This is a genomic window from Neorhodopirellula pilleata, from assembly GCF_007859915.1.
In the GTDB taxonomy this organism is placed as follows: Bacteria; Planctomycetota; Planctomycetia; order Pirellulales; family Pirellulaceae; genus Rhodopirellula; species Rhodopirellula pilleata.
Genome location: NZ_SJPM01000017.1, coordinates 1 through 12871, shown reverse-complemented (window position 1 = coordinate 12871; position 12871 = coordinate 1). Strand labels below are relative to the sequence as shown.

Genomic DNA, 12871 nt, shown 5'->3' with positions numbered 1-12871 from the left:
TCCACTAGGGTGTTGATGGCCCGCCGGGTGGCAAGTCGTCGATCGGTTTAGCGTAACGGACACAGATGCTTGAGACCGGGGTTTGTCCGATGTAACGATGAATTTCTTGGTAGGAGGTTTGGATTTCCTCGCCCTGCTTGGTACCCAACACGTCGGCTTCGGCATTCAATCGATATTCGCCCGCCGGTGTGGGTTCGTCGGAAGACCAAGCTTGGAAGAACATCGCTTGGATCGTTCCCACCTTCTCGCCGCCGCGATCGCGTTGACCGACGGCGGTGTCGGGGAAGTGGGCGACTTCGAACGAGTCGCTTTGCTCGTTCGTGCGATGCCAACCGTACACCGTTCCCGAACTGCGTCGCGGCACAACCCACACATCATGTTGACGATACGCTTGGATCTCTGAAAATTCAAATGAACTCAGCCCATCGATGAACAACCGCACGGCGACATCTTTGTCCGAATCGTTGTAGAAGCGAATCGCGTACACTTCGCGAGCCCCCAGGTCGGCGACGGCTAAACCGCGAGTTCCGTCTTTCATGTGAAATGTTTTCTTGGTGATCCTTTCGGGGGCCGCCTTGTAGTGGCTCTTGATCGGTTGGCCGGATGTTTGATCGCTGACCAAGAACTCGATGCCGTAGGGACTGTCCGCCGTCGCCGAGACGCGTCCATCGGTGACTTCGATTTGTGGCTTGGCAATCGCGGAAGTTAATTTTTCGGCGACTTTTTTACTTTTGTCCGCTTGGTCGACCACGTCGGTTGCGTCAAACGAAGCGGCAGCGATCACGGCGATGTCGGCCGTGTCTTCGATCTTGAAGGGAAACGGCGACAAACTGTGTTGCTCGACGTTCTGATCGTCAAAGATCCGAAAGGTGACTTGTGTGAATGTCTGGTCGCCTTCGTTATGAAAGGCGTACGAACCACGAACGCTCCAATAGTTCAACTGAATCGGATCGGATTCGTCGACAACGGTAATGCCGTCGATCGCCTTGAGATGCTCACGTAGTCGTTGTTGAATCTGCAAGTTCTTGCCGCTGCCCGGTGGCGATTCGAAATGCCCGACGCTAACGGACTCTTGCGAATGATTTTTGAGAAACTGAGCGACTTCGGTGGCCAACAACTTGGTGACCTCGTCGGTTCGGTTGGCAGCGCCCGCGACCGGAGCCAAACCGCCCAGCAGGATTGCCAGCGACAAACCCAGGGGCGCGAATCGAATTAGGGTGGAGAGATTCATGATAGGAATGATGTCACGAGTGGACGAAATGGAATGGTTTCAATCAAGAGACACGCGAGTGACAGGGATGCGGCCGAACTTGCGTGAGACGCGTTGAAAGACCGATTCACTGGAGTTGCGTCCCTTGGCTTCCCAATGCTCTCGTTTGACCGTTCCTCCGTCGGGTAGAACGCCCAAACCTAAGGCGATCAGTTCGGTTTGGTTCTTGATCGTTTCGTTCAAGAAGGTCGGTTCTTGAAGGCTCAATTCGGACGCCACCTGATCCGCCGTCAGAGATCGCTGATACAACTTCACGACCGTCGTCACCGGTTCGGGGAACGACTCGATCGGCGTGTCCTCGTCCTTGCCGACTTGCAAATGCGGTCCGACGACTTGTTCGAGCGTTCGCAAATAAGCCGACTGATCGCGTCTCAGTTGACGCTTCAAGTCATCGGGCCGAAAGATCGCTTCGATCTTGGCGATTTCCGCTTGGTTGGTTTGACCGTGTCCGCGGGAAATCTCATCGGCAAAGTCGATCATGCCGTGACGGTGACATGAAATGCACGAGACTCCATTAACCACCTGAGACGTACCACTGATCAACGTTCGGTCGGCGACGATCTCGATCGGTGCCGAATTGATCCGGTTGCCTTTGCCGTCGACAAGCATGTAAGCATGTAGGCCATTGGGCAGCGTGAAGATGATCTCGCCACCGGCTTCTTCGAATGCGGCGGCCGAATGAGGGTTCTTGTCGAACGTCGGACCCAAGGGATACCGGATGATGTTGCCACGCTCGGGATCGCTAGTCGGTTGCGTTAGGAAATCGCTGCTGATCCAAATTCCCCGCTCGGCCTCGTGGTAATCCAGAATTCGCGGTTGGTACGAGATCCCGCTGAGCAAAACGCCGCCGCGGATCATTTGATTGCGAAGGAAATCGCTGTGACGATCGAAGCCTTCCTCTTGTTGGAACTCCGTCAACGTGGCCGGAATGTCGAGCAACTTGTGGTAGAGCGGTGGCCGCATCGCGGTCGCAACGAACCAATCGGCCCGGATGTAAGGAAACCCGTCGAAGAATCCACGCGACTGATACATCTCTTGAATGTTCGTGAATAGACGTTGTTCGTCTCCGCGAATCGGCTTGATCCCATAAGGATACGCGGCCAAGATTTCTTGCCATTTCTGGAAACGATCTTCGTCCCAACCGAGATCACGAAGGTTGACCGCGAAGACGGTTTGATTGCTGTCGACGGGGATGAGCGAGATCAGGCTGCGCTTCCGCGAGAGACTGTTGATGGTCTTGGCCAGTGCGGCGGCGGACAGCCGAATTTTGTCGTCGGTCAGTTCACGGTTGTTGACCAACGCGTGAAGGCTGAAGTAACGAAGGAACGGCCGGTCTTCGATCCGAGTCTGTGTCAGATGATTTTGGATCGATTCGAGGATCTCCAACTCGCTGATGTACTGACGCTCACCACCGCCATAATCGGGGAAATCCGCCCCTTCGAGGATCCAGTTTTTCAGAATCGTCTTTTCCTCGTCGCTGAGTTTGTTGTCGCCCTTGGGCATGACGTCCGCTTCGACGAGTGTCCAGAGGTACGACTTTTCCAATGAGCCGGGCTCGACGAAAGTCGGCAATCCGCCGTCGCGGTGGCGGGTCAAGCTGACACGATCGAGCGAATCAAGCGGATGTCCTTGCCCATCGTGGCATGACGCACACCGGTCTTCGATCAACTCAATGGCTTGTTGAGCGAGAGACTTGGTGGATTCAGCCCGCAGGTTGGTTCCGTCCACCGGACCAAGGGCCAGGAACCAGCTCGCGGCCAAGACAAAAGAGGATTTCTTCAAAGGTGCCAGGCGAACCCGGTCGCCCAAAAGGAGTGTCGTCATGTCAGTCACTTCTCGAAACGTTGGTGGAGTGCTCACGGTCAAAATGGCATCTGGACGTTCTGCCAGATTCGGCTGGCTGGCAAACTCGGCGGGTGGGGCATTCCCCATCCAACCTATCCCCGCCCGTCATCATCGTAAACAAGCGGGGGGAGTTTACCAGCTAAACTTTCGATGCGATTCGTGAAGAGTTTCCGGACATTCATTTGGGAAATGATGTTGGATTTCTAGTCATGTGTTCACTGCCGACTTCGGGTTTTGCAACCTGGGGGGGCTCCGGCAGGTTTGTTTTATCCAGCGCCGTCCCACACCCGATGAGTAGACCGCGTACCAATCCGTGTTGTGATATCGACACGTAGGTGCCATCCGACAGGCAACTCCTCCACCACTCCCATGGAAAGCCGCGTGAGATGTTCGCGACGTTTTTCCGCATTGATAAGGATGTCAAATGTTCACTCAATCCACCCCGCGGCAGCGATTGGCTGCTTGGATCGCCCCGACACTGGGGCTGCTGATCGCGGGCCAATGCTCATTGGCCTCGGCGAATGATTCCGGCTGCTGTCCTCCATCGAGCTGCAACCCCTGCCAACCGGGTGAATGGTTGTCGACCGAGCCATTGCCCTCGACGATCGTGCCTTCCGAGAGTTATTCCGTGCCGACGGATTCTGGCGTGCCAAGCCCAGTGCCGATGACGGATGACACGACTGGCGTCGCTCCGGCTCCTCTGACCGATGTCTTTGGAGGTGCGAACGATTTTAACGCCCCGCCCGCTTCGAATGTCAATCTTTCGTCCGGATTGGCGAGCAACTTCGGTCGGGGAGGCGCGACCGCCCTGGCATTCGCTGACACGATCAACACGCCGGGTTATATCGACAGCGCCGTGATTCGCAACCGCGTTCGAGTTCGTTACGACAATGCAACCGGGGCGAACAACCCCGCTCGCGCCGGTTTCTTATATCCGACCTTGGCGACAGGACAGGATTATGATGGAGGCCGCGGTCCCGTCGGAGGTGTTGGAGTCGGCGTTGGCAACAACGTGGACATTGAACAGATTTCGACGTATGTCGAATTGGCCTTTCGAGATCGATTTTCGATCTTCGTGGATGTTCCCGTCCGTTTCCTCGGGCCGATTGACTTTGATGCTGGGCAGCCGTTCGACGATGGAACTCAAGCCGGTGCCGGTGATATCTCGGCGGGTTTCCGTTGGGGATGGATCGCCAAATCGGACGAACACTTGACATTCCAATTGCGAACCACCACGCCGACCGGAGAAGCCCGACGAGCGTTGGGCACTGGTAATACCACCATGGATTTCAGCCTTCTTTATGATCGCCGATTCTGTGACGTCGCAACCTTTTTCGCCGAGTTCAATGATTGGCAAACACTCGACGCTGTGACACTCAACGACACCGGGGGAGTTGGCTCGACTTCCACCGCCTTGCTCGATCAAGATGCAAACATCATGCGATTCGGTGTCGGATTGGGTGTCGATTTCTGGAGCAATCAAGACCGAAGCCAACCGATCACGGTTACCGGGATCACCGAATTGGTGACTTGGACGGTCTTGCAAGGAGTCAATTCACCGCTCGACGGATCGCAGCTCGAAGATGCCGCTGGCGACACGATCGTCAATGGCAAGTACGGCCTGCGAATCAGCGGTCGTGAAAATTCGCTATACGTTGGTTACGGCCACAACTGGACGAGCGATCGTTGGTACAGCGATCTGTTCCGCCTCGAATGGCAACACAACTTCTAATAGTTGCTGCTCCTGAGGAACCCTGCCTGACCTCTGCACCTCGCTCAGTTCGACTGAGCGAGGTGTGTTTTTCTCGTGTGTTGAATCAAGCGACGATAAGCTGCCACCCATGAGCTCTTCATCGTTTCTGCATCAAGCATCGATACGGATTTCCGTAGTCCTGGGACTTGCTTGACAAGCAAGGATGAAGCCATCGAACCTCTCTTGTTGCGACAATGCGTCAGTGACGGGCATGTAGACATCCCCCTCAACGCATCTCACCTTGCATTGCCCGCAGATTCCTGAGCGGCACTCGAACGGTATTTCGATACCCACCGCTTCGGCAGCCTCAAGCAAGGTCATGTCGGCCGAAATGGTCGTGGCGACTTCAGAAGATGAAAAATGCACGACCGCTTCACTGATCGAGGATTGCTCACCGGTCGAGGATTGGTCGGACGTCAACATGAAGCTGGCATCCTCACCTCGCTGGGAAATCTCGGGCGAAACGAATTCTTCGGTGAGAATCAATTCCTCAGGAAGACCAATTTCGCGAAGTAAGTCGCATGTCGCGATCATCATTTGCTTAGGCCCGCAAACGAGAGCGGGATGATCGGTTGATTCGCCGAAGAATTGTTTTAACCCAACCGCGTTCAGTCGTCCTCTTGCATCTCGCCAAGTAGGGTCCTCGTCCGATTCTGTCAATGTGATCAACATTCGTATGTTGGGAAACCTGCTTGCCAAGTGCTCCAGTTCACTTCGGAAAATCAAGTCTTTTTGGGCACGCGCAACAAACACGAAATAAATGGTTCCGGCCCATGATCGGTCCGTCAAGCTTCTCGCGATCGACATCATTGGAGTAATTCCAACACCGCCTGCAATTAGTGTCACCGCGTCATACTTGCTTTCATCAAATACAAAACGTCCCGCCGGTGCGGCGACACTCAGTTCGTCTCCCTCCAAAACGATATCGTGAAGAAGACGTGACCCGACTCCATGGTCCTCGCGCTTGACCGTAATTTCCACGTAGCCTGAGCGTTCGGGCGAAGACGAGATCGTGTACGATCGACGGACGTATTGGCCGTCGCAGGGCAACTGGATCGTCAAGTACTGACCGGCCTGATGTTGAAACGGAAACTCAGCAGCGTCACTTGTTACCAATCGAAACGTTTTTACATGGTCGGTTTCTTGGAAGATCCGTGCTACTCGAAGATTACCTCGCCAGAATCGCGGGCGAGGTCGGCTTTGACTGGTTGTGGCGGTAGCGATGATAGCCTTCGTTGCTTTCTGTCGTATTTGTCGATAGTGGTCGACGAAGCGGAACCCCAATAACGGCGTTAAAGCAATGGCGAACGCGATCGGCTGTCGTACATCCGACTTCACCAACATGTAAAAGTGTAACACCCCTAAAATCACAACGGCGTAGGCAAGACGATGGAGCAGTTTCCAACGCTTGGCACCCATTCGTCGAATCATGCCGTTGGTTGATGTGATTGCAAGAGGGACCATCAACAGCACCGCGACACTTCCCACTTGGAGAAAACCACGGCTCAAGATTTCTTCGATGGTACTCGCCAGATCGAGCGCACGATCAAAGACGATATAAATTGCCAAATGCAATATCGCGTAGAAAAAGCCGAACAAGCCTAACGAACGGCGGACACTGATCAGTTGATTCCAGCCCGTTATTTTGCGTAGTGGTGTCACTACGAGCGACAGAAACAAAAATACAAGTGAAAGGAGTCCCGTGATGTGAAGTGCGTTGTTGACGGCATTGGCACCCAAAAGGCCACGCCATGCATCTGCAAGCATAATCATGATGGGTATCAATCCATTGAAGATAACAACCCCTCGAAGAAACGATGAGTCGCCCATCGCCGCGTTCACTTCTTTCGAAATCATCGCCAGCGGATCTCTCGATTGCTTGCTCGGCAAAGCCGTTTGGGCAGTTTCAGTGTTCATTAAAAGTTCTCCCGCAAATCCATACCGGTATACAGGTCGGCCACTTGGTCCTCGTAGCCGTTGAACAGCAGTGTTTTTCGACGTCCGCTCTCGCCTATCCGCTGTTCCGTCGCTTGGCTCCACCGGGGATGATCAACCTCCGGATTAACGTTGGCGTAAAAGCCATACTCACTTGGCGAGTAGCGGTTCCAACTGGTCGGCGGTTCCATCGAGGTCAACGAGATTTTGACGATGGACTTGATTCCCTTAAACCCATACTTCCATGGAATCACCAGACGGATGGGGGCGCCATCCTGCGGTGGCAATTCTTTGCCATACAAACCCAAGGCCAAGAACGCCAATGGATGCATCGCCTCGTCCAGTCGGAGACCTTCGACATAAGGCCACTGGAGCACATCGGACTTTTGCCCGGGCATCCGTTGCGGATCATAGAGAGTTTCGAATGCAACATATTTTGCCTCTGGTTTCGGTTGAACCACCTCGAGGAGACGTGCGACCGAAAATCCCACCCAGGGAATGACCATTGACCAAGCTTCCACACACCGCATCCGGTAGACGCGTTCCTCCAAAGGTGCCAGCGATCGCAATTGCTCAATCGAGAACGCCGTTGGATGATCAACCAACCCATCAACCTGCAGTGTCCAATCACTCGTGTCAAAGTTCATCGCGACAGACGCCACACGCTCTTTATTCGTTGTGAACTCGTAAAAGTTGTTGTAAGTGAGGATACTTTGCTCGGGTGTCCGCTCTTCATCAATTAGAAAACCTGCCGCCTTTCGCTCGTCCTCGTTGTAAGACGAATCAGTGATTCCGCGGATCTCCGCCGTCTTGGCCATCGGTCTGACGGAAGGATTCAACCATCGATACAAGCCAGCCGTAGCTAGGCCGCTGCCGATCGCCATACCGCCACGAATGATCTTTCGACGATTCCAGTAAAGCTCCGGTGGCGTGATTCTGTCCTGCATCGATTCACTTGTCCTCAAAATAGATCACCGCCGTCGGTTCGATAATGACTACTTGAAATGAACGCTTATTCGTCACTATCGGCCTTCATCATTGGCTCACCCTTCATCATGGACTCTCCCTGCATCGAGGACTCTCCCTGCATCATGGGCTCTCCCTGCATCATGGGCTCACCCTGCATCATGGGCTCTCCCTGCATCATGGGCTCTCCCTGCATCATGGGCTCTCCCTGCATCGAGGACTCTCCCTGCATCGAGGATTCTGGGCCGCTTGGTGAGGTGGTTCCGGAACATCCGGTCGAAAGAGCGAGAATTACGAGTGCTGAAAATCGGAGGATTATGGCCATGTTTTTTCCTGTCGAATTGATCGATGAAGGGTTGAACGGGGACGCTGTTGAGCGTCAGATGGCGTGGATATTAGCAAGGCTTTTTTGCACACCGACATCGTTTGCGCAACGATTGTGTAAAGATCTCGATCAAATTCCTGCTCATTGCTAGATTCTTGATACTTGTGATAATGGACCTATGAAAAACAACGTCATATTAGTCGCCGAGGACCACCCCAAAACATCTGATCTCATCGTGCGTTACCTGGTGCGTGATGGCTACACACCGATCTGTGCTTTCGATGGCGAGTCTGCGCTCACGATGGTTCGCGAGTCGGCTCCGCGGCTGATTATTCTTGACGTGATGTTGCCAATCCTTGACGGTTGGTCGGTTTGCACGGAAGTCCGAAAAACCGCTCAAACACCGATCCTTTTCCTGACCGCCCGTGATGACGAACTTGATCGCATCCTAGGCTTAGAGCTTGGCGGTGACGATTACCTGAGCAAACCCTTTAGCCCGCGTGAGTTGATGGCGCGAGTCAAAGCATTGCTGCGACGTTCATCATGGCGATCAGAGAGTCATTCGGATCACCTGATCTGCCACGCGGGACTCGAGTTTGACGAATCAAAACGCCGTGTGACTCTCGACGGCGCATCAATCTCTTTGACACCGATAGAATTGAGATTGTTACAAACCCTGATCAATTCACCAGGCCGAATTTTTATGCGATGCGAATTGCTCAGAATGCTATATCCCAATGGCGAGTCTGTCGTCGATCGTGTTGTTGATGTTCATATCGGGAAACTTCGAAATAAAATCGGCGATGACCCTAACTGCCCGAAGTTCATTCATACAGTTCGAGGAATTGGCTACCATTTCACCGATCGTTCGGAAGGCTGAGTTCAATGCCACTGCGTCTTATTTGGAAGCTTTTCTTGATTCATGTATGCTCCGTTGGAGTCATGTTGGCGTTAATTGCCGCTTCGGTGCATTGGCTGGCATCGAACTATTTCATGGCGCTGGTGCAGCAGTATCATATTGATGCCGAGGAAACCCATCGGATGTTTCTCAAAGCCGTTGACCACTATTTGCTGTTGGCAGGTACCGCAGGATTCTTGGTGGCATCGGTCATGAATTCTTGGCTCAATGCCCGATTAGTGGCCCCGATCGGTCGATTGGTGGAATCGGCAAGCCGCGTCGCGCAGGGAGACTTTCGCCATTCGACCGAAGTGAAGGGTTGCGCCGAGATCGATGACTTATGCGTTGCCTTCAACCGCATGGCCGATGACCTACAGTCAGCCGAGTCGAGACGACGCGAGTTCATCAGCGATGTGGCGCATGAACTTCGAACGCCTCTTACCAATATCCGAGGATTCCTCGAGGGACTACATGATCAGGTTTTCGATCCTGATCCGCAAATTTTCGCGTCGCTGTTGGAGGAAACGATGCGACTGGTTCGGCTCGTGGATGAGCTATTTCAGCTGACCAGAGCGGAATCAATTCAGGACCTCAATCCGGAAGTGGTCGATCTTAACGAGTTGATAGCGAGCGTGCTGCTGCGATTTGAGCCTCGATTCGATTCCATGGGAATTGCTTTGTCGACCGAGTCGGACTCCCAGTGTCAGGTATTTGCCGATCGTTCGCGTTTAACCCAGGTTCTCACTAACTTACTTGACAATACGCTTCACTATACGCCTCGCAACGGTCGGATCCGGATCCGAGTCATTCAGCGGGATCGAATTCGTCGGGTTGCCATCGAGAACGACTGCGACAACCCACCTCCCCCCGCGTTGCCGCTTTTTGAACGCTTTCAGCGAGCTGAGAAATCTCGGTCACGCGAATACGGGGGTGCCGGATTAGGACTGGCAATCGTGCGTGAGCTTATTCGTGCACATGACGGCAGCGTGGGATATCAAACTGACGAAAAGCGAGCAACCTTCTGGTTTGAATTGCCAGAATTGAATTCTATCAAACATTGATCATTGCCTCGCCAGCAGAATCAGTTGGTTGAAGTAACCGGGAGAAAACGGAGGTGTCACCTTGAGCATTCAATTCGCTCACGCCACTGCCTGGCGAAATCACGTACCCCGCATGATAGTAGACCACACGGATGAAAGTCGAGGATCGTACATGCGTGACATTGTTGGCGATCGTAATATTGCCGTGTCGCGGTTCGTCGGTTTGCTGAACGGGACGACTTCTTCCGAGAATGCGAATGTTCGCCGAGTTTGGTGCGTCATGGGTATGTTGAATGGTGCAGCCGGTGATCGCCACTCCGCCACCACGGATCGACGTTCGCCCAACTTTGGCAAGCTCGATGACGATCGGACGAGTGATTCGATAAGTGCCCGCACGAAAATGCAACTCGCCAATGGAAGCATCAACGGCCCGCTGAATGGCGGAAGTGTCGTCGGTAACCCCATCGCCAACACCTATCTGCCGAACGATCGACTCATCGGCCGGTGACGTTCGCGTTTGCGTGACCAAACCAGCCACGACGCAAACGAACCATACAAGAGTCAGCCAACGTCGACACGTACGATCATTTTCCATCGGATTCACGGTCGCTTCCAAGGTGTTGTCTTCCATTACGGTTAGCTTAACGCTGTGTTTTCGCTGCCAATGCGCTGATCAGAAATTGAACTTGCATCTCGCGAATCTCCCGTTCCGAAAACGCTGGGCCACGGTGGCCCGCCCCTTCGATGATATGAAGGCGACTGCTGACCTTGGCCTTTTGAAGTGCCGCATGCATCAATTCGCTTTGGTTCAAAGGGACGGTTCTATCGGCGGTGCCATGAATGATAAGAAACGGTGGATCGGCAGAGTCGACGTAGGTGATCGGATTGACGCGGCGGATCCCATCAATGTTTCCTACCACCTCACCTCCTCCCAATAGTTTGGACTCGGGCGAACCGTCTCGATTGTGTCCTTCGAAGCCTTTGGTCGTCACGAACGCTTTGAAATCAGTCGGCCCGTATAGATCGACGACTGCTTGGACGGCGCTCGATTGCTCCGCCCAACCGCCATCGCCCTCCAGCCCTTCGACATTCCCGGACGTCCCCAGTAGCGCGACCAAATGCCCGCCTGCGGAACTGCCTCCGACCGCAATGCGATCGGGATCGATGTTGTATTTTTTCGCGTGGGCACGCAGGTATCGGATGGCGCATTTGCAGTCTTCGATTTGTGCTGGAAACGCGGATTCGCCGGTGAGCCGGTACTCGATCGTCGCTCCCACGAAGCCCTCACGCACGAGCGCGATGACCTGTCGCACGCCGCCGTCCTTGCTACCTCCTTGCCAGCCGCCGCCATGAATCCATACGTACGCGGGGGCCGGCTGCGATGCCGCCTTTTCAGGCAGCACGACATGCATCGTCAAGTCGCGGCCGCCTCCGGTCCCAAAGACAACGTCCCGCAGCACCTTGACATCATCAGGTGCGTTGTCGCCGAAACGTTGCCCCGGTCGTCTGGTATCTTCGCGTCTGGCATCTTCGCGGCGCGATTTCTCATCCAAGGAAATGCGACGACCGGTTTGCGGTGGCTCCGCCATAGCGACCGTCGCTGACAGAATGATCATCGCGGCAATGGCGGCACTGTTGAGTGTCATGACTTGCTCCAGAGATGGGGGAATGTTCCCGAGTTAGCATTGTAAACGATGTGCTTCTTGAAACGGTTCAAACCGGCTAGTTTTGGTGAAAACCTTCCGACACAAAACTGAGTACGCTCGGCAGAGCAGACCGCCAATAGCTCCAACGATGTCCGCCGTCGCGGACTCGATACTCGTGCGGTACGTCGCGTTTTCGCATTGCAATGTGTACCAGCGAATTCCCCTCGTACAAAAAGTCATCGTCGCCACAATCGATGTACCAACGAACGCTCTTGAGGTCTTCAACAGGCATCGTTTCGATCAACTGCAGGGCGTTGTGTCGCTTCAGATATTCGACAATTTGATCGTCCGTCACCGGTGGCAATTCAACGTCCGGCTCGTTAGGTCGCGGTCGGTTGAAGCGTTTTCTAGCATCCTCTAAATCAAGCGGTCCGACGAACGCACTCAAGGGGCAAGACGACGAAAACATTTCTGGATGATGCAGCGCGTACATGTACGATCCGCCACCGCCCATAGATAGACCCGCGACGGCTCGATAACGCTTTTCCGTTTTGACTCGATACGTCTTTTCAATGAATGGTACGAACTCTTCAAAGAAAAAATCCTCGTAATTCCAATCGCCGCGGATATCGTTGAAATAACCTCGGTGCCCGGTGTGGGCATCTGGCATCACGATCACCATCGGTGTTGCCAGTCCCTCCGCGATGGCTTTGTCGGCGATGTGTTGCACTTCACCAAATTGAACCCATCCGGTTTGGTCGTCACCTGATCCGTGCAACAGATACAGAACGGGGTAACTTCGATTCGAGGTTTCATAACCCGGCGGCAGGTACACCGCGTAATTTCGACTGCCGGAAAAGATTTTGCTCGGCAATGTTTTGGCGTCGTAGACGACACTGTGATGTGTCGATTGCGCCGTGACAGGGACTGAAGATAAGAAGATGGCCGCGACGGCCATCGTGGTAGGTAATTTCATGATGAGTTTTCTGTTGCGAGTTCGGGTGCCGAGTCCAGAGTCTAGTGCATTATTCCAATTCGAATCTAGGATGAGCCGCAGAGCACTAGCCCTCAATCAAGCGAAGCTTGATTTGCGATTTATTTAGAAAACTCGAAAACCCTCGGCGTTTTACGCGTGTATTGCAGGTTACTAAGACTTCAATCCACGCACGCAAACGAGGGTTTCGAGTGAACGC

Annotated in this window: 11 protein-coding genes; 3 read left to right on the top strand and 8 right to left on the bottom strand. The window is 53.8% G+C overall.

Annotated elements, in window-relative coordinates; genetic code table 11:
* Positions 1–4: 4 nt before the first annotated feature.
* Entirely contained in the window at positions 5–1231 is a 1227-nt protein-coding gene (locus tag Pla100_RS26000) for a hypothetical protein (protein WP_146581554.1), read from the bottom strand.
* Between the two features lie 39 nt (positions 1232–1270).
* Positions 1271–3094 carry a hypothetical protein gene (locus Pla100_RS25995; RefSeq protein ID WP_146581552.1) on the bottom strand — a complete coding sequence of 608 codons (1824 nt, stop codon included), beginning with the start codon at positions 3092–3094 and terminating at the stop codon, positions 1271–1273.
* 445 nt (positions 3095–3539) lie between these two features.
* On the opposite strand from Pla100_RS25995, the gene Pla100_RS25990 reads away from it, so the two are divergent.
* The gene (locus Pla100_RS25990; protein ID WP_146581550.1) at positions 3540–4847 is read left to right on the top strand and encodes a hypothetical protein; all 1308 of its coding nucleotides are present in this window, start codon (positions 3540–3542) and stop codon (positions 4845–4847) included.
* Between the two features lie 132 nt (positions 4848–4979).
* On the opposite strand, the gene Pla100_RS25985 is transcribed toward Pla100_RS25990, so the two are convergent.
* The 3 genes from Pla100_RS25985 to Pla100_RS25975 form a co-directional block, all read right to left on the bottom strand.
* The gene (locus tag Pla100_RS25985; RefSeq protein ID WP_146581548.1) at positions 4980–6785 is read right to left on the bottom strand and encodes a 2Fe-2S iron-sulfur cluster-binding protein; all 1806 of its coding nucleotides are present in this window, start codon (positions 6783–6785) and stop codon (positions 4980–4982) included.
* Positions 6785–7750 (bottom strand): protein-methionine-sulfoxide reductase catalytic subunit MsrP, encoded by a 966-nt coding sequence (gene msrP / locus Pla100_RS25980; RefSeq protein WP_146581546.1) that lies wholly within the window; start codon positions 7748–7750, stop codon positions 6785–6787. The genes Pla100_RS25985 and msrP overlap by 1 nt, the downstream gene beginning before the upstream one ends.
* A gap of 65 nt (positions 7751–7815) precedes the next feature.
* Positions 7816–8094, bottom strand: a complete 279-nt coding sequence (locus Pla100_RS25975; protein WP_146581544.1) for a hypothetical protein — start codon at positions 8092–8094, stop codon at positions 7816–7818.
* A gap of 178 nt (positions 8095–8272) precedes the next feature.
* On the opposite strand from Pla100_RS25975, the gene Pla100_RS25970 reads away from it, so the two are divergent.
* Positions 8273–8974, top strand: coding sequence for a response regulator transcription factor (locus tag Pla100_RS25970; protein WP_146581542.1), 702 nt, complete (start codon positions 8273–8275; stop codon positions 8972–8974).
* Between the two features lie 35 nt (positions 8975–9009).
* A complete protein-coding gene (locus Pla100_RS25965) occupies positions 9010–10053 on the top strand; it encodes a sensor histidine kinase (RefSeq protein WP_231603613.1) in 1044 nt (347 codons plus the stop codon).
* Here the strand turns inward: Pla100_RS25965 and Pla100_RS25960 are convergent.
* The 3 genes from Pla100_RS25960 to Pla100_RS25950 all read right to left on the bottom strand — a co-directional run bounded on the left by Pla100_RS25960 (position 10043) and on the right by Pla100_RS25950 (position 12654).
* On the bottom strand, positions 10043–10636 hold the full coding sequence (locus Pla100_RS25960) for a glycosyl hydrolase family 28-related protein (RefSeq protein WP_197168240.1): 594 nt from the start codon (positions 10634–10636) through the stop codon (positions 10043–10045). The two genes, Pla100_RS25965 and Pla100_RS25960, sit on opposite strands and share 11 nt — an antisense overlap.
* Before the next feature lie 37 nt (positions 10637–10673).
* Positions 10674–11678, bottom strand: a complete 1005-nt coding sequence (locus tag Pla100_RS25955; protein WP_146581537.1) for an alpha/beta hydrolase — start codon at positions 11676–11678, stop codon at positions 10674–10676.
* Between the two features lie 76 nt (positions 11679–11754).
* A complete protein-coding gene (locus tag Pla100_RS25950) occupies positions 11755–12654 on the bottom strand; it encodes an alpha/beta hydrolase (protein ID WP_146581535.1) in 900 nt (299 codons plus the stop codon).
* Between the last annotated feature and the right edge of the window lie 217 nt (positions 12655–12871).